Origin of the sequence: Streptomyces sp. MspMP-M5 (assembly GCF_000373585.1) — a bacterium.
GTDB lineage: Bacteria > Actinomycetota > Actinomycetes > Streptomycetales > Streptomycetaceae > Streptomyces.
The window spans coordinates 1-17,614 of sequence record NZ_KB891939.1; the positions used below are offsets into that span (position 1 = coordinate 1).

Genomic DNA, 17,614 nt, shown 5'->3' on the forward strand with positions numbered 1-17,614 from the left:
CGTCACGCCGGGACAGCGAGCGGACTGCACCCAGTTCACCGCGGTACTGGAGAAGATCCGCGTCCCGCGCATCGGGCCGGGCAGGCCCCGCACGAAGCCCGACAGCCTGGCCGCGGACAAGGCGTACAGCAACAGACCATGCCGCACCTACCTGCGACAGAGAGGCATCCGGCACACCATCCCGGAGAAGTCCGACACCCAGGCCATCCGCCTGCGCAAAGGATCAGGAGACGGACGACCACCCGCCTTCGACGAGGAACGGTACAAGAAACGCAACACCGTCGAGCGAGCGATCAACAGGCTGAAGCAGTCCCGGGCCGTGGCCACCCGCTACGACAAACGCGGCTACGTCTACCTCGGCACCGCCACCGCAGCAGCCCAAATCATCTGGCTCCGCACATGATCGCCCGGACAACTCCTAGTGCCGCATCAGGCAACGTTCGCCTTGCAGTCCGCCACCTCTACGGGCATGGGTGGGCAGGTCTCGTGATACGGCTACGGTGGCGGGTATGGGCAACGATGCCGATGCTGCAGTGCGGGAGCAGATCGCCTACTACCGGGCCCGTGCGTCCGAGTACGACCGGGTCTACGCCGAGCGCGAGGACCTGCGGGTGCTGCGGCCACTGATCGACATGCTTCCAGTCATGGGTGACGTGCTGGAACTGGCGTGCGGAACGGGCCAGTGGACGGGCCTCCTCGCTGCCCGGGCTCGCTCGGTGATGGCTGTCGATGCTGCGCCCGAGGCGCTGGCCATCGCGCAGGAGCGCGTGAGGTCCACGACGATCCAGTTCGCACGTGCCGACGTGTTCGCGTGGCACCCACCCCGCCGCTATGACACCGTCTTCTCCGCCTTCTGGCTCTCCCATGTGCCGCCAGCCCGTCTGCCTGCCTTCTGGAACACCGTCGCAGACGCCCTCACTCCTGCAGGGAGGGCCATCTTCATCGACAACGGCCGGGGAGAGGCCGCGAGCGAGGACGTCCTGGCCGGACAGCCCGTTCCTGCGGTGCGTCGCCGACCCGACAAGGGCAGTGAATACCGCATCGTCAAGGTCTTCCACGATCCTGACCGACTCGTCCGGGACCTGGCTACTTGGGAGTGGTCGGCCCGAGTCTGGCCGGTCGGCACCCGCTTCATCGCGGGAACAGCTGATCCGCTGAGCGTGGCCGGCTGACACACCGTCCCAGCAGCGGCTCCCAGCAGCCGAGCCACCATGTTGCAGCCCCCGGTCCTTGGGCCCGGCAGGCTGTCCGCGTGGCGGAACGGGTGCGGGTGCGTGAGATCGATGACGACGAGGGGCGGCGGCTGCTGCGGATCGTCCGCAGGGGCACCGGGTCGGCGGTGACCTGGCGGCGGGCCCAAAAGTTGCTGCTGCCCGCGTAGGGCACGCCGGTGGGGAAGATCGCCGAGGTGACGTTCACCAGCGAGGACCGGGTCCGGGACGTGGTCCATAACTCTCCGCGTCAGCACCGGCCCCGGCCCCGCTCGACGCAGGTTGCCGTTGGCCGCGCGCCCCTGTCGCCATCGGCGTCGAGCAGGGGCCCGCTTTCGGACGGCGGTGCGCCGGCCGTGGCCAGGGCCGAACCTGCGCAGCAGCTCGACCGATTCGCACCGGCCGTAGCCGCAAAGCCGCGTCGTGGCGCGCCGGTCAGTTGGTGCGGTGGTAGTGCCGCACAGTCCTCACCGCGGTGCCGGCGAAGGCCGCTGACTTCCCGCCAGTCCCCTCATCAGCGCTTGCGTGCTCCCGCACGGTCGGGGGCGGCGACCTCGCGTACGGCCGCGGCGACGGCGCGGAAGTCCTTCTTCAGGATCGAGCCGTGGTTGCTGGCGACCTTCGCGTGAATTTTGATGTTCGGGTTGCGGGCGGCCACCGCAGGCAAGGTGGCGCGGTGCTGTTCGTGCTCGTCACCCTTGCTTCCGAAGGACTTCCCCGAGCCGATCACGTACCGGGTCGGGACGCTGATGTTGTCCAGCACGGGGCCCAGATTGCGCGCACGGGCCAGCACGCCGACCTCGATGTTGCTGTTCGCGATCTGTGCAGCGGACATCCGCGGGGTCAGGCCCGTCGGGCGCAGCAGCAGCATGAGCGGGCTCAGCCGTCGAAACAGCTTGCGGATCCGCTGCTCCATGGCCTCATCCAGCCAGTCGTCCGGTTGCGCGCCCTCGACCAGGACCGCGCCCACAGTGCGGCCGGGATTCCGGCTGGCCCAGTGCGCCGCGAGGAAAGCGCCGTAGGACCAGCCCACCACCAGCGCCCGGTCCACCCCCCTGGCCGCGAGAACGGCATCGACATCCCGCAGGTGCGTCTCGAAGGAATTGGAGTCCGCCGAACGCTTCGACTTGCCGCGGGCCCGCATGTCGTAGGTGATGTGCCGCCACTGCGGCCCGAGTTCGGGGAGGACCCGCCGCCAGTACCCTTGCGTGGCGACGTGGCCGTTGAGGTAGAGCACAGGAATACCGGGACCACCGGAGTCGGTGACGGCCAGCGCCGTATCGTCCACCGGCACCATGCCGGTCCACGGTGAACGGGTCGAGGAAGTGCCGTTCTTCGTCATGTGTTTCCCCTGGTTGCGTGAGGTGTCTTGTGCGACGTCTTCAAGTTCTGTACGTGTTTCAACGGCTCCTGGATCCGATCGGCGGTCAACCGGAGGTCTGTTCATGTGCGAGAGGTCGCGATCTGGATCCTTCTCAGCGCCAACCACGGTTCGAGTGATCTCCGAGACCGTCTGCCCCCGCTGTCGAGGGGCGCGGCGCTCAGCGGCCCCGAGCCCCATCGAGAGTGGCGTCAGCGACTGTCCTGAGCCGGTCGTGCAGCGGATCGCGGAAGGTGGCGGCGCCGAAGTCCGGAGCCTGGTCGAGGTCTTCCATCGGACCGACCTCGACCAGGCAGGCAGATCAGTCGTCAGGCGGGTCAGTCGTCGATTGCCTGGTAGAGCGTGGTCCAGAAGTCGTTGATGGCTCGCGCCGAATCCGGGGTAGACATCCCGACCTGGGTGAGCAGGATGCCGACGAGTTGGTTGTGCGGGTCGGCGTAGGTCGTGGTGCCGGATCCGCCGTCCCAGCCGAACTGGCCGATGGGCGCGTAGTCGCCGCGGTAGGTGCGCACCGCCATCCCGAAGCCCCAGCCGCCGTGCTGCCCTTGGCCGTACGACAGATGGACGAGGTTGCGGGCCAAGGTTTCTCGGGCGGCCAGCTGCTCAGCAGGGAGACGGTTGGTGGTCATCAGCTCGACGGCGGCACGGGACAGGATCCGTTGGCTGCCGTGCATTCCGCCGTTGAGCAGCATCCGGAAGTAGGCGTGGTAGTCGTCGACGGTGGAATCGAGTCCGCCGCCGCCGGACTGGAACGCAGGAGGGCTGCTGTGGTGTCCGCCTTCGGCCGGGTCCTCCACGGTGAACTGCCCGGTCTGCGGATCGGGGGCGTACAGGGGCGGCAGCCGGTCGATCTTGTCGGCGGGCACGTGGAAGGCGGTGTCCTTCATGCCCAGCGGATCGAAGATGCGCTCGCGCAGGAACGCCTCGAAGGACTGGCCGGTGACCCTGGCCACCAGCACGCCGAGCACGTCGTTGCTGATGTTGTACTGCCACCGCTCCCCGGGCTGGTACATCAGCGGGAGCGTGCCCAGGCGGCGCATCCACTCATCGGGTTCCACCGCCGGCAGCAGCCATCCGTTCTCGCCGTAGATCTTCCGCTCGAAGAGCGCGCCCATCATCGGTGAGCCCATCGCCGTCATATCCAGTCCGAGCCCGAACGTGGAGGTGAGCAGGTCCCGGACGGTGATCGGACGGCGCGCCGGCACGGTGTCGTCCAGCGGGCCGTCGGGCCGCTTGAGCACCTGCCGGTCGGCGAGTTCGGGCAGCCACGGGTCTATCGGGTCATCCAGCCGCAGCCGGCACTCGTCCACCAGGACCATCGCCGCCGCCACCGCGACCGGCTTCGTCGTCGAGGCCATCCGGAAGATCGTGTCCCGGCGCATCGGCGTACCGCCGTCATGGCGCATCGTCCCGATCGCCTCGACGTGCGTCTGCCCGCCCCGGCTGACCAGGGCGACGAGCCCGGGAATCTTTCCGGACTCTACATACCGCGTCAGGCCCTCGCGCAGTCGGCGCAGCCCTGCCTCGGAGAAGCCGCCATTGCCTTGTCCCATCATGAATCCCCCTGCATAAGAGTGTTGGATACACGCAGTGTTCGAACTGCGAGACCCGTCCCGGCGTGGTACTTCGTGCACGGCCGGTGCACGGGCTCGCTCGATATGTCCGGTTCGCAGCCCTCAGGGCCGCGCAATGAATGAAGCGTTCATGACATGCACCATCGTCAAACGTGCCCTGATGTCGACTGCCGCCGCCCTGGCGCCGCCGCTGACAGGCGGCGAGAGGTGGCCGGCGGCTGACCTTGTAACCGAGTCGCGTCGTCGTCTCGGCGCGTAGCGCAGACAGCCGATGACAGTGCGGCCCGATGCCGGGCGCGATGCGCTGGGCCGCTTTCAGGCCGTCTTGCCTGCTTTTCCGGCGCCTCAGCCGGCGGCGCGCTCGATGGCCTCGGTCAGCTGCTTCCGCGCGCGGGCGGGGACGTAGCCGCCCTCCGAGTAGTTCTCGGCGAACTCCTTGATGAACTCCGTCGGGTCCTCGCCGACGATCTCGCGGATCGACGTTCCGTCCGCCGCAGCCCGTTCAAACAGGTCCGCGAGGTCTTCGAACATCGACTCGGCGCTGTCATTGTCGGCCGGCACGAAGTGCATCAGGTACCGCTCGATCCCCTCGACCGCCGTGCGGTAGTTCTCGGGAAGCTCCTTGACGCGCGCCTTGTACGCCCGCCAGCGCTTCTTGGGCCCGATCACCTTCGAGATGATGCCGCTCTTTTCGACCTCGGACATGGCTACTTTCCCCCTTCGCGGAGCTGTTCCAGTCGTTCCGTGAGGAAGCTCCAGGTCCTCCAGAACTCTTCGAGGTACTCCCGCCCTTGAGCGTTGAGGGAGTGCACCTTGCGTGGCGGCCCCTTCTCGGAGGGGACCTTCTCCACGTCGACGAGACCGCGCTTCTCCATCCTGATGAGCAGCGCGTAGATGGTCCCTTCGGCGATGTCGGAGAAACCCTGCTCCCGCAGCCGTGCCGTGATCTCGTAGCCGTAGGCGGGCCGGCCGGACAGGGACGCGAGAATCACGCCTTCCAGCGTGCCCTTGAGCATCTCCGTCAGCAGCTTGGCCATGGAACACCTCCTTCCTGAACTATTCGGTGTCGTTGAGTACCGGTAGAACGTAACACTGACTACTGGTACTTAGCAAGACGGAATAGTGGAGCTTCAGGCCGGCACCGCAAGCGCTCAGTTCAGTGGATGGCGTCGGAGGCGCGGACGATGCCGATCACCGGCCTACGTACGGGGTATCACCTGCGACGAACTCGTCGCCGTCGGACAATCGGTCCCATGGTCTTCTCACGTCCCGTCCGGCTTTGGCTGCTGCCCAATGCCGCGTTGCTTGCCGCGCTGCTCCTCTGGGGCGTCCTCCGCTACCCGCACCTGCCGAGCCGGATACCCCGGCACATCGGCAGCGACGGAGTGGACGCCTGGACAGAGCGGTCGATCGGCAGCGCGTTTGCCCTGGTGTTCGTGTACGTCGGAGTGACGGTGCTGCTGACCGCCTGCGCCGAGCTGACGCTGCGGGTGACTCCACAGGCCGAGCTGCCGAAGGAAACGGCGTCATTCGGCGAGGGGTTGGTCAGATCCTCGCTCAACCGGCCCCGCACGCGCGCCTCCGCACTGCGCACCGCCCGGGCGTTGCTGGTGCTCAACGCCTGCACGGGAGTCTCGCTCCTGATCGGTTGCGGGGTGCTGTGGCGCTCGACGGCCGATAAGGAGGTACCCGGCTGGCTGTTCGCGGCGATGCTTGTGCCGCTCCTCGCCGGCACCGCTGTGACGGTCGCGGCCGCGATGCGCGACCGGCGCACGCCGGCGAACTGAGGACACCGGCGGGGTAGGGAGGTGCGCCAGTGGATCGGGCCCATCGGATTCATCAGGGGTGCGTCAAAAGCGGTGCGGCTCTCTTGAAGGCGGGTGCGGGGCGCAATTTGATGAAGGGGTGAACAGCGCCTGGCTCCTGCTCGACCGTCCCCCTCATCCGGGGGTCCTGTGTCGTGCGCCGCGCTGCCCGGAGACCTCCGCCTCCCGCTGAGTCCTCTCCCGCATTCGGACGGGGCGCCTTGATCTGAGCAGGCGCCCCGCTCTTGTGCGCCCGTGCTCCGCTGCCCCGAGCGGCGGCCAGTACGGCGCACTCGGCCCCCTTTCCCCTTCTTCCCGTGAATGGATCATGTCCGTCTTCGACCTTTCCTCCCGTACCGTCCTGGTGACCGGCGCCACCTCCGGCATCGGCTACGAGACCGCCCGCCAGCTCGCCGAACGCGGCGCCACCGTCCTCGTACACGGCCGCACCGCCGAGGACGCCCAGGCAGCCACCGACGCACTCGTCGCCAACGAGGGCATCGACGCCGCCCAACTGTGCGCGTTCGCCGCGGACTTCACACAGCTGGAGCAGGTCGAGACGATGGCGCGCCGGGTCATCGCCGAACACCCCCGCCTGGACGTCCTGGTCAACAACGCCGCCATCGCCGCGCCCGAACGCCACACCCTCACCGCCGACGGCAACGAGATCGCCCTCCAGGTCAACTTCCTCGCCCACTACCTGCTGACCTGTCTCCTCGAACCGGCACTCACCAGCGGGGCCGGCGGCCGGGTCGTCAACGTCTCCTCGTCGCTGCACCGCACCGCCTCCATCCAGTGGAACGACCCGCAGCGCGCCCGCCGCTACTCCCGGCTCGCCGCCTACGCCCAGTCCCAGCTCGCGCTCACCGTCTTCGCAGCCGACCCCCGGGTCACGGCGGTCTCCGTCCACCCGGGCGTCTGCGAGACGGACCTGCTGTCCCTCTACGGCGTCGAGGGCGACCCGGCGGCCGCCGGCGCGGCCCATGTGGTCCGGCTCTGCGACCCGGCCACCGAGCTGGTCAACGGCGCCTACTACGACCACGACCAGCGCGTCGACCCGGCACCCGCCGCCACCGAGGACCGCACCATCAAGCGCCTCACCAAGCTCGCGGACCAGCTCGTCGGCCAGCACGCCTGATCCAACACACCACCGGCCAAGGCCACATCAGGCGGCCTCCTACGAAACGAAGGGCCCGTACACCCATGTCCAAGCGTGCCCGCAAGAAGAGAACCCGACGCAAGAAGAAGGCCAACCACGGCAGCAAGGCCGGCCAGAGCTGAACCACCGGGCGGGGCGGCGCCCAGACGCCCCGCCCGGTGCACCCCGCGAGCATCGCAAGGAGCCACCGTGATCAAGCTCTCCCCCGAACAAGCCACCGCAGTGCGCCACTGGTTCGCCGCCGGGCCCCCTGGAGCGACGGCGCTGGCCGAACACGCGCTGGCCCCTGGAGTCGGACACTGGTGGGCCGACCGCCCCGTCAGTCCCCGAGCCGTCGCGGTGGCCTGCGCCGACCACCTGCTGCTCCGCGGCGAACCAACCGCCCTGGCCCCGCTCGACCTCGCCCCATTCACCGCTCACCACGTCCAGGCACCGGCTCGCTTCCTCCCCCTGCTGGGCAGCGCGTTCGACGACCTCGTACCGTGGGAGCGCATGGGCTACGTCCACCGGGTTCCCGTGTTGCCGTCGCGCCCGCCCCGTGGGGTGACAGTGCGCCGACTGACGCCCGCGGACGCCTCTGCGGTTGCCGCACTGGGCCCGGACGCCGCCTGGATTCATGCCAGTTGGGGCGGACCGGCGGGTCTCGCCGCCTCCGGGCACGGCTGGGCGGCCTTCGAGAAGGACCGTGTGCTCGCCATGGCCTGCACGTACTTCCGCGGCAGCGCATACGAGGACGTCGCCTGCCTCACCGTTCCCGAACACCGCCGCCAACGCCTGGCACTGGCCTGTGTCACCGCCCTGTGCCAGGACATCGCCGACCGTGGTCACACCCCCAGCTGGACCTGTTCGCGTGACAACCGGCCCAGCCGGCTCCTCGCCTGGAACGCCGGCTTCCGCCTGGAGCACGAGTACGTGCACCACCTCACCGGGCAGCCCGCACGCCGCGTCGCGGGGCTCGCCGCCTGAACACCACCGACACCGAGCATCTCCGCACAGCCCGCCCTCGCGCCCAAGGCATGTTGACGGTGGACAACCGAAATCCGCCAGTCGTGGACAGCGGTCGTGGTCATGTCTGTTCCCCGCCCGCGGAAGGATGTTGCTGTGCGTGAACTCGGCCTATGGCGATGCGTGTGGGCTGGGGAATTGACCCCCGACGGGGTCAGCGGCAGCGCCTGAGAGCCGACGCAGAGGCAAGATGGCCGCCCCATGGGCCGGGCGATGACGTAGCCGAGTGCCCGAAGCTTGGCGAAGCCCGCCGCACAGCGTGCTCGGTTACCGCGAGTTGGCCGCCAACTGGCTCGGTCCATGGCGACCGGGAGGCCAATCGCAACAGGTTGTGACGGGCGCGGACGCGACTCGTTCAGGGCAGTGCAGGGGGCGGGTGTCAGTGTGCGGTGAACTGCGCCACGGGCTCCACGGCGTCGTCGGAGCTGGCGGAGTCGGTGGTCCGGTCCCGCGTCACGGTCTGTACCTTGGGAAAGGCGTGCTTACGGGCCAGGATGACCACGAGCGTGGCGGCCGCCGCCAGCACTGCTGCGACCACGGGCAGCCAGTCGATGCCCAGGTGGGACAGAATCTGGCCGCCGCCGCCCGAGCCGGCGAAGATGCCGAGGTTAAACGCCAGGATGAACAGCGCGGAGGCGGCGGTCTGGGCGGCCGGGGCGGCCTTGAGGGCCGCGGATTGCAGGAGGGTCGGCAGCGCCGCGTAGGCCAGGCCCAGCACGATGGACAGGGTCACCGTGCCGACGGGTGCGCCGTTGACCGTCCCCAACCCCACCATCGACAGCGTCACCAGCCCGGCCGACATCAGCATGGCGTCGCGCGGCCGCTTGTCGACCAGGATCCCGGCCGCCCATACGCCCACGATGCCCGCGACGCCGAAGGCGAACAGCACTCCGCTCACCCTGCCTTCCGGGATGCCGCGGTCCTCCAGGTAGGGCGCGATGTAGGTGTAGAAGGTGAAGTGCGCCAGCATGATCAGCGCGGTGGCCAGCACGATCGCCTTGATGCCGGGAGCGCGGAAAGCCGTACCGACCCCGATCTTCCCGGACTTGACGCCCTCGACCTGTGGCAGCAGCGTGGCACCCGCCACGACCACCAGGATCGAGATGACGCCCATGGCAAGGAACGACACCCGCCAGCCGAGGGCGTTGCCGATCGCGGTGCCCAGCGGAACGCCGAGAGTGAGCGCGGCGGAGTTGCCCGCGAAGACGGTGGCCACCGCGCGGCCGGCCTTCTGCTGGGGCACCAGACGCGTGGCATACGAGGCCATCATCGACCACAGCACGCCATGTACCGCAGCAGCGATCAACCGAGCCACCACCGCCACGGCGTAGTGCGGTGAGAAGGCGAGCAGCAGATTGCTCGCCGCGAACACCAGCATGATCGAGACGAACAGCCGGCGGCGCGGCCAGTGCGACGTCCAGGCGGTGAGCGGCAGCGTCACGAGCAAGGTGACAAGCGCATAGAACGAGACCAGTTGGCCGATCATCGACTGCGAGACGCCCATGCTCTGGCTCATCTGCGGCAGCAGTCCCATCGGCAGTGTCTCGGTGGTGATGGTCAGGAAGGCCCCGACGAACAGCGTGATCAAACTGATCACCGCCATCTTGGCCGACGACGGTGCGGTATTGCCTGTTTCCTTCATGTTCGGGACGCTAAACTTTCCAATCAATGTCAAGGTCAAGTCATCGGACCGTGAGAGGGCACGTGAAGATAGGAGAGCTCTCGCGTCGCACCGGGGTCAGTACTCGCCTGCTGCGCTACTACGAGCAGCAGGACTTGCTCCACCCGCGCCGCGAAACCAATGGCTATCGCAGCTACTCCGAAGGCTCCGTCGAACGCGTTGAGCAGATCCGCGACCTGCTCAAGGCCGGTCTGTCGACACAGGCCATCCGCGATTTCGTGCCCTGCTTCGTCGGCACGGGCGCGGCGATGCGCCCGATGGCCCACCCCGCGCTGGCCGCCAACCTTGCCCGCGAACTCGCCGGAATCCAGCAGCGCATCGACGCGCTGGTCCGCAACCGCGATGCGATTCGCGCCTATGCCGAGGCGGCTGGACTGACCGAAATCCCCGCAGAACCCGCGGCGGAGTGGATCCCCTGCAACGCCGTGCCTCAGCCCTCCAACGGCAGCACCGAGCGCGCCGGGCACACCGAGACTGCGTCCACGCACCCCACGCACTACGGCGTGTCCGGCCGTTCATGAGTGGAGCCAGAGTCGGCGGAAGGCTCGGGATCAGGTAGATCCGTTCGATGGTGAGCTTTCCGGTGGTGAAGTCCTTGCGCCGAGCACACGTCTTGGAGGGCGTGCTTCACTGCCCGAGCACGCGGCATCGGTAACACACCGTGAACGGTGGCGGATCGACTCTCGAACGCTGCGGATGTCCACGAGTGGGGAATTTCAGCAGTCCGCCTACAGCATGTGAGATCCGCGTACGGCTCACCTTCCTCCGCGACGGCGAAGAGTACCCCTGTCATCTGATGCTGCGCACCTCGGCCACAACGGCCTGAAGCCGCGCCCGCCGCGGTCCGGCCCGGCCCACGGCCGCCTCCCGGCTTCCCCCACCGGCGGAACCCGTGGCGTCGCGACGGCTGTTCAGGGGACAGCTGCCGCCGTATCGACGAACACCTTGGCGGCATGACCATGCCTGCGTACCCTGACCTGGCCGTCGCGTCGATGGCTGGATCTGCTCGCTGTACGACAGGAGCTCACGATGGCCGACTCCGCCCCTGCCGGTTCCGCTTCCGGGTCCGTGCGGCATCGCCTGCGGGCATGGATGCTGGAGGGGCTGACCGATATGGCCAAGCGCCATCCCGGTCCACACGCCGGCCCCCAGAGCGCCCATCAGGGGCAGCGGTGGTGGCGCGTGATGTGCCTGACCGGTGTGGACTACTTCTCCACACTCGGCTACCAGCCTGGCATCGCGGCCCTGGCCGCCGGACTGCTGTCACCGGTCGCCACCGTCGTCCTGGTCGTCGTGACGCTCGCCGGCGCGCTCCCGGTCTACCGGCGGGTCGCCGAAGAAAGCCCCCACGGCCAGGGCTCGATCGCGATGCTGGAGCGACTGCTGTCCTTCTGGAAGGGCAAGCTGTTCGTGCTGGCCCTGCTCGGCTTCGCCGCGACCGACTTCCTGATCACCATCACCCTCTCCGCCGCCGACGCCGCCACCCACCTCGTGGAGAACCCCCACGTCAGTGGCGTCCTGCACAACCAGCAGATGGTCATCACCCTGATCCTGGTCGCACTCCTCGGGGCCGTCTTCCTCAAAGGCTTCCTGGAGGCGATCGGGGTGGCGGTCGCCCTGGTGGGCCTCTACCTCGCCCTCAACGTCGTCGTGGTCGTCACCGCGTTGGGGCACGTCCTGACCGCGCCGCACGTGGTCACCGACTGGTCCCGGGCGCTGACCACCGCACACGGCAGCCCCCTGGCGATGGTGGGCGTGGCCCTGCTGGTCTTTCCGAAACTCGCCCTGGGGCTGTCCGGCTTCGAGACCGGCGTGGCGGTCATGCCCCACGTCGAAGGCGACCCCACCGACACCGAGGAGCGCCCCACCGGGCGGATCCGCGGCGCGAAGAAGCTGCTCACCACCGCCGCCGTGATCATGAGCGTCTTCCTGATCATCACCAGCCTGGTGACCACCCTGCTGATCCCCGAAGCAGCCTTCAAACCCGGCGGGCCGGCGAACGGCCGCGCGCTCGCCTACCTCGCGCACGAGTACCTGGGCTCCCCATTCGGAACCATCTACGACCTCTCCACCATCGCCATCCTCTGGTTCGCCGGCGCCTCTGCCATGGCCGGGCTGCTCAACCTCATGCCCCAGTACCTGCCGCGCTACGGCATGGCGCCCCACTGGGCCCGGGCGGTACGTCCGATGGTGCTGGTCTTCACCGCCATCGCCTTCCTGGTGACCTGGATCTTCAACGCCGACGTGGACGCCCAGGGCGGCGCCTACGCCACCGGTGTGCTGGTCCTGATCAGCTCCGCGGCGATCGCCGTGACGATCGCCGCCCGGCGGGCCGGGGAACGCGGTTGGACGATCGGCTTCGCGGTGGTGTCCGTGGTGTTCCTCTACACGACCGTGGCCAACGTCATCGAGCGGCCGGACGGTGTGAAGATCGGCGCCTGCTTCATCGCCGGCATCGTCCTGCTGTCGTTCCTCTCCCGTCTCGCCCGTGCCTTCGAGCTGCGCGTGACGAGCGTCGCGCTCGACGCGATGGCCGAGCGGTTCATCCGCGACGCGGCCCACCGCAAGATCCGCTTCATCGCCAACGAACCCGACCAGCGCGATGTCGCCGAGTACCGCGACAAGCTCCAGCAGATCCACGCGGACAACGACATTCCGCCGGCCGACGACCTCATTTTCGTCGAGGTGACCGTAGCCGATCCCTCGGAGTTCGAAAGCGAGCTGCGGGTACGGGGCGAGGTGCTGCACGGCCGCTATCGCGTGCTGTGCCTGGAAAGCTCCGCCATCTCCAACGCGCTGGCCGCGCTGCTGCTGCACGTGCGCGACGAAACCGGCGAGCGACCGCACATCTACTTCGAATGGACCGAAGGCAACCCCTTCGCCCAGTTCCTCCGCTACTTCCTGTTCGGCCAGGGCGAAGTCGCCCCCGTCACCCGTGAAGTCCTCCGCGAGGCCGAACCCGACCGCGAGCGCCGCCCCCGCGTCCATGTCGGCTGAACCGCGATCAGCGCATCCGCGGAATCTGCGTCAAGCACTCGACAAAGACGAGCGACACGGCATCAAAAAGCCGTCAGCGCCCGTGACTTCCTGAGCCTGCTCCCTAGTGTCAGCAGAATGGAACGGCGATCCGCTCCCGCCGCGACGGTCCATGCCGAACGGCCGGAAACAGCCGTCGATCGCCACTGGCGTGCGCATGCGCGGCACGCCCTTCACCACTCCCTGACGTTCGTCGGTCTCCTCATCCTGCTCGACTGGGGCTCGGGCGCGCTCACACCGGCCCGCGCCGGACTCTGGGCCCTCCTCGGCGCCATCGCCTTCGCCGTGCTCCTGCCGGCACGCGTCAGCGCGGGTGACGGCTGGCTGGCCGTCCGAGGCATCGTCGTACGACGACGAGTGCGTACCGACCTGCTGGTCGCGGTGCGACGGTACGACGGCGCCACCGCACACCTGACCCTGCGCGACACCCACGGCCGGCGGCTGGCGTTGGACCCCCGCATCCTGGAAGCCAACCCGCTCATCTGGCACCTGCTCGACGCCGGCGCCCGCCGCTCCCTCACCCTCGGAACGCTTCGCCAAGGGACACACGCGCTCCAGGAGTTGGCAAACCGGATCGACGGACAGGAAGCGCGCGCCGTCCTCAAGGCATCCGGGCTACTGTGAGCACTGCGTACGCGGGGAACGATGCCGAGGCCGGTGGTGTCGTCGGTCTCGCCGCGCCGCTGGGCGGCTCGAAAGCCCGCTACTGGTAGGGGAGTTAGACTCCCGAGCCGCGCTCGATGAACCTCAGCTCCACCCGTCCGGCCAGAACACCGGCATCGTGCTCGACGACAGGCGGCCGGCGTCCTTCTTCGGCATGCGTCGTGGCGCCGTGCGGTCCGGCCGTCGGAGCAGCCAAGGTCCTGCCCGGGCCTCCGCTGCGGCCGAATCGCTACGTTGGTGTGGCGCAGAGAGTCAGACTGCGGGATCTCGAACGGGACGGCTGGTCGGAAAGCGTCGCTGAGCTGCCGGTCACCGTCAGCGATTGACCCGCGTCGGCGCTCTCACGGAGTTGGGTGGTCGCTTCCCTGGTTGCCTCTCGGGTGTTAGGGATGCGTCAAGGTCGCCCCCATGGCCGTAAGGACTCCGTCAACGACGGGCGAGATCGAGCCACGGCGCGGTTCTCTCTCCTGGTCCGTTCGCCCGAACCTCTCCTCAGGAGTTCACGATGGTCGATGTGGCCTTCGTGGTCACCATAATCGCGGTCTTCGCGCTGGTGGCCCTCGTCGCCAAGGGGGTGGCGAAGCTGTGACCGCTGAAAACCTCATCGGTCTGATCGTGGCCGTCGCCCTGCTGGGCTATCTCGTCCTGGCCCTTGTGTTCCCGGAGAGGTTCTGATCCGCAGACATGAGCCCCGTTCTTGCTGACGTGCTCCAAGTCACCGCGCTCGTCGGCGCCCTCGCCCTGGTGCACCGCCCGCTCGGCGACTACATGGCCGCCGTCTACTCCTCGAAGAAGCACCTGCGAATAGAGAAGTGGATCTACCGCAGCGTGGGAGCCGATCCCGACGCGGAGATGCGCTGGCCTGCCTACCTGCGCGGCGTTCTCATCTTCTCCGCGGTCGGCGTGCTGTTCCTGTATCTGTTGCAGCGCGTGCAGGACAAGCTGCCGCTGTCGCTGGGGTTCAAGGCGATCACTCCGGACCAGGCGTTCAACACGGCCACGTCCTTCGTCTCCAACACCAACTGGCAGTCGTACGCGGGCGAAGCGGCCATGGGGCATGTCACCCAGACCGCCGGTCTGGCCGTGCAGAACTTCCTCTCCGCCGCCGTCGGCATGGCCGTCGCCGTGGCGCTGGTGCGCGGCTTCGCCCGGTCGCGTACCGGGGACCTGGGCAACTTCTGGTCCGACCTGGTGCGCGGCACCGTCCGCATCCTGGTCCCGCTCGCGCTGATTGCGGCCGTCGTCCTGGTGGCGTGCGGTGCGATCCAGAACTTCGGCGACATCCACCACCTCACCACCCTCACCGGTGACAGGCAGTCCCTCAGCCCCGGTGCGGTGGCCTCCCAGGAGGCCATCAAGGACCTGGGCACCAACGGTGGTGGATTCTTCAACGCCAATTCCGCACACCCCTTCGAGAATCCCAACGGTCTGTCGAACCTGTTGGAGATCTTCCTGCTGCTGGTGATCCCGTTCTCGATGCCGAGGGCCTTCGGCAGGATGGTGGGCTCGCTCAAGCAGGGCTACGCGATCGTGGCGGCCATGGGCGTCATCTGGTTCTGCGCCGTCGTCGTGGTGACGTGGCTGGAGTACGCCCACCCGGGCACCGCCGCGCAGCTCGCCGGCGGTGCGATGGAAGGCAAGGAGCAGCGGTTCGGCGAGGGCTCCTCGTCGCTCTTCGCGGTCTCCACGACGATGACGTCCACGGGGTCGGTCAACTCCTTCCACGATTCGTTCGGCGGCCTGTCCGGGGGTGTCCTGCTACTCGGGATGATGCTCGGGGAGATCACTCCCGGCGGTGTCGGATCCGGCCTGTACGGCATGCTGGTCATGGCGGTCATCGCGGTGTTCATCGCCGGCCTGATGGTCGGCCGCACGCCCGAGTACCTCGGCAAGAAGATCGGCACCCGCGAGATCAAGCTGGCTGCCTGCTACATCCTGATCACCCCGGCGCTGGTGCTGATCGGCACGGCCGTGGCCATCGCCCTGCCGGACGGCAAGGAAGCCATGACGAACATCGGCGCGCACGGCTTCTCCGAGGTGCTGTACGCCTATACGTCGGCGTCGAACAACAACGGGTCCGCCTTCGCCGGATTCGGTGCCAACACGCCGTTCTTCAACACCACGCTGGGCCTGTGCATGCTGCTCGGCCGGTTCCTGCCGATGGTGTTCGTCCTGGCGCTGGCCGGCTCGCTCGCCGAGCAGAAGCCGGTCCCGGAGACCGCGGGCACCCTGCGTACCGAGAAGCCGCTCTTCACCGGGCTGTTGGTCGGCACGCTCCTGATCGTCACCGGTCTGACCTTCTTCCCGGCGCTCGCGCTGGGACCGCTCGCCGAGGGGCTGACGTCATGACCAGCAGGACACGGACACAGAGGCAACACGAGGACGAGATGGCTGCCAGCTCAACGGGGTCCCCTACCCGGGCACCGCACGGCGACGTCCCCACCGGGCACAAGGAAGGCGGGCGCGTCGGCGCCGGCCTGTTCGACCCGAGGCAGCTGCTGACGTCGCTGCCCGACGCCTTCCGCAAGCTCGACCCCCGGGTGATGGCCAAGTCCCCGGTCATGTTCGTGGTCCTGGTCGGCTCGGTGGTCACCACCGTCCTGGCGCTGAGGAACCCCGGCGCGTGGTTCGGCTGGGTCATCGCGGCCTGGCTGTGGCTGACCGTGATCTTCGCCAACCTGGCCGAGGCGGTCGCCGAGGGCCGCGGCAAGGCGCAGGCCGACACCCTGCGCAAGGCCAAGACCGACACCGTGGCGCGCCGGCTGAACGGCGACGTGGAGGAACAGGTCCCGGGCACCGAGCTGCGCATCGACGACCTGGTCGTCTGCGAGGCCGGCGACATCATCCCCGGTGACGGCGACGTCGTCGAGGGCGTCGCCTCGGTGGACGAGTCGGCGATCACCGGCGAATCGGCGCCGGTGATCCGCGAGTCCGGCGGCGACCGCTCGGCCGTCACCGGTGGCACGAAGGTGCTCTCCGACCGCATCGTCATCAAGATCACGACGAAGCCCGGCGAGACCTTCATCGACCGGATGATCAACCTCGTCGAGGGTGCCGCGCGGCAGAAGACGCCCAACGAGATCGCGCTGAACATCCTGCTCGCCTCCCTCACCATCGTCTTCCTGCTCGCGGTCGTCTCGCTCAAGCCGTTCGCCCTCTATGCGGGCGCGGACAAGCAGACGTCCCTGATCGTGCTGACGGCTCTGCTGGTCTGCCTGATCCCGACGACGATCGGCGCGCTGCTCTCGGCGATCGGCATCGCCGGCATGGACCGTCTGGTGCAGCGCAACGTTCTGGCGATGTCGGGACGGGCGGTCGAGGCCGCCGGCGACGTGTCGACGCTGCTGCTCGACAAGACCGGCACCATCACCCTCGGCAACCGCCAGGCCGCGGAGTTCGTGCCGGTGCGCGGGACGACGGAGGCCGAGGTGGCGGACGCCGCCCAGCTCTCCTCGCTCGCCGACGAGACGCCGGAGGGCCGTTCGATCGTCGTCCTCGCCAAGGAGAGGTACGGCCTGCGCGAACGCCACCAGGGTGAGCTGGTGGACGCCGAGTGGATCGCCTTCACCGCCCAGACCCGGATGTCGGGCGTGGACGTCGACGGCCGCAAGGTCCGCAAGGGCGCGTCCGGTTCCGTCGTCGCCTGGGTCCGGGAACGCGGGGGCTCGGTGACCGAGGACGCCGACACGCTGAGCAACGCCATCTCGCAGGCCGGCGGGACTCCGCTGCTGGTGGCCGTAGAGGACGACCAGGGCGCTCGGGTCCTGGGCGTCATCCACCTCAAGGACGTCGTGAAGGAGGGTATGCGCGAGCGCTTCGACGAGTTGCGTCGCATGGGCATCAAGACCGTCATGATCACGGGCGACAACCCGCTGACGGCCAGGGCCATCGCCGAGGAGGCGGGCGTCGACGACTTCCTCGCCGAGGCCACGCCCGAGGACAAGATGGCGCTGATCAAGCGCGAGCAGGCCGGCGGCAAGCTCGTCGCCATGACCGGCGACGGCACCAACGACGCCCCCGCACTGGCCCAGGCCGACGTGGGCGTGGCGATGAACACCGGCACGTCGGCCGCCAAGGAGGCCGGCAACATGGTCGACCT

Annotated in this window: 16 protein-coding genes and 1 pseudogene; 12 read left to right on the plus strand and 5 right to left on the minus strand. The window is 68.5% G+C overall.

Annotated elements, in window-relative coordinates:
- The 3 genes and pseudogenes from B073_RS0134055 to B073_RS49145 all read left to right on the plus strand — a co-directional run.
- Window positions 1–403 (plus strand): IS5/IS1182 family transposase (locus B073_RS0134055; protein WP_018542546.1); only part of this gene is annotated, 403 nt, incomplete at its 5' end.
- Window positions 404–509: 106 nt separating this feature from the next.
- Window positions 510–1,172 carry a class I SAM-dependent methyltransferase gene (locus B073_RS0134060; RefSeq protein ID WP_018542547.1) on the plus strand — a complete coding sequence of 221 codons (663 nt, stop codon included), beginning with the start codon at window positions 510–512 and terminating at the stop codon, window positions 1,170–1,172.
- Window positions 1,173–1,252: 80 nt separating this feature from the next.
- Window positions 1,253–1,453, plus strand: a pseudogene (locus B073_RS49145) (IS630 family transposase); the annotation flags it as partial.
- A gap of 272 nt (window positions 1,454–1,725) precedes the next feature.
- On the opposite strand, the gene B073_RS0134070 reads toward B073_RS49145, so the two are convergent.
- The 4 genes from B073_RS0134070 to B073_RS0134090 all read right to left on the minus strand — a co-directional run bounded on the left by B073_RS0134070 (window position 1,726) and on the right by B073_RS0134090 (window position 5,203).
- Entirely contained in the window at window positions 1,726–2,508 is a 783-nt protein-coding gene (locus B073_RS0134070) for an alpha/beta fold hydrolase (RefSeq protein ID WP_234025237.1), read from the minus strand.
- A gap of 401 nt (window positions 2,509–2,909) precedes the next feature.
- Window positions 2,910–4,145: a serine hydrolase domain-containing protein gene (locus B073_RS0134080; protein ID WP_018542551.1), complete on the minus strand. Its 1,236-nt coding sequence runs from the start codon at window positions 4,143–4,145 to the stop codon at window positions 2,910–2,912.
- Window positions 4,146–4,511: 366 nt separating this feature from the next.
- Window positions 4,512–4,871, minus strand: a complete 360-nt coding sequence (locus B073_RS0134085; RefSeq protein WP_018542552.1) for a DUF1048 domain-containing protein — start codon at window positions 4,869–4,871, stop codon at window positions 4,512–4,514.
- Window positions 4,872–4,873: 2 nt separating this feature from the next.
- The gene (locus B073_RS0134090; protein WP_018542553.1) at window positions 4,874–5,203 is read right to left on the minus strand and encodes a PadR family transcriptional regulator; all 330 of its coding nucleotides are present in this window, start codon (window positions 5,201–5,203) and stop codon (window positions 4,874–4,876) included.
- 216 nt (window positions 5,204–5,419) lie between these two features.
- Between B073_RS0134090 and B073_RS0134095 the strand changes: the two genes are divergently transcribed.
- The 3 genes from B073_RS0134095 (at window position 5,420) to B073_RS0134105 (ending at window position 8,096) form a co-directional block, all read left to right on the plus strand.
- A complete protein-coding gene (locus B073_RS0134095; protein ID WP_018542554.1) occupies window positions 5,420–5,953 on the plus strand; it encodes a DUF1648 domain-containing protein in 534 nt (177 codons plus the stop codon).
- Window positions 5,954–6,299: 346 nt separating this feature from the next.
- Window positions 6,300–7,109, plus strand: a complete 810-nt coding sequence (locus B073_RS0134100; RefSeq protein WP_018542555.1) for an SDR family NAD(P)-dependent oxidoreductase — start codon at window positions 6,300–6,302, stop codon at window positions 7,107–7,109.
- Between the two features lie 210 nt (window positions 7,110–7,319).
- The gene (locus tag B073_RS0134105; RefSeq protein WP_018542556.1) at window positions 7,320–8,096 is read left to right on the plus strand and encodes a GNAT family N-acetyltransferase; all 777 of its coding nucleotides are present in this window, start codon (window positions 7,320–7,322) and stop codon (window positions 8,094–8,096) included.
- A 418-nt stretch (window positions 8,097–8,514) separates the two neighbouring features.
- Here the strand turns inward: B073_RS0134105 and B073_RS0134110 are convergent, their stop codons facing one another.
- Entirely contained in the window at window positions 8,515–9,816 is a 1,302-nt protein-coding gene (locus tag B073_RS0134110; RefSeq protein WP_199788227.1) for an MFS transporter, read from the minus strand.
- Window positions 9,817–9,839: 23 nt separating this feature from the next.
- Here B073_RS0134110 and B073_RS0134115 point away from each other — a divergent pair, with 23 nt between their 5' ends.
- From B073_RS0134115 to kdpB, 6 genes are all read left to right on the plus strand, one after another.
- Complete coding sequence (locus B073_RS0134115; RefSeq protein ID WP_018542558.1) at window positions 9,840–10,337, plus strand: MerR family transcriptional regulator; 498 nt, start codon at window positions 9,840–9,842, stop codon at window positions 10,335–10,337.
- Window positions 10,338–10,845: 508 nt separating this feature from the next.
- Window positions 10,846–12,813, plus strand: a complete 1,968-nt coding sequence (locus B073_RS0134120) for an amino acid transporter (protein ID WP_018542559.1) — start codon at window positions 10,846–10,848, stop codon at window positions 12,811–12,813.
- A gap of 117 nt (window positions 12,814–12,930) precedes the next feature.
- Window positions 12,931–13,476 carry a hypothetical protein gene (locus tag B073_RS0134125; RefSeq protein ID WP_018542560.1) on the plus strand — a complete coding sequence of 182 codons (546 nt, stop codon included), beginning with the start codon at window positions 12,931–12,933 and terminating at the stop codon, window positions 13,474–13,476.
- A gap of 624 nt (window positions 13,477–14,100) precedes the next feature.
- The gene (gene kdpF, locus B073_RS43380; RefSeq protein ID WP_018542562.1) at window positions 14,101–14,190 is read left to right on the plus strand and encodes a K(+)-transporting ATPase subunit F; all 90 of its coding nucleotides are present in this window, start codon (window positions 14,101–14,103) and stop codon (window positions 14,188–14,190) included.
- Between the two features lie 9 nt (window positions 14,191–14,199).
- Complete coding sequence (kdpA, locus tag B073_RS0134140; protein ID WP_026247986.1) at window positions 14,200–15,864, plus strand: potassium-transporting ATPase subunit KdpA; 1,665 nt, start codon at window positions 14,200–14,202, stop codon at window positions 15,862–15,864.
- A gap of 38 nt (window positions 15,865–15,902) precedes the next feature.
- Window positions 15,903–17,614, plus strand: a 1,712-nt coding sequence (gene kdpB, locus B073_RS0134145) for a potassium-transporting ATPase subunit KdpB (RefSeq protein ID WP_018542564.1), incomplete at its 3' end; no start/stop codon positions are given.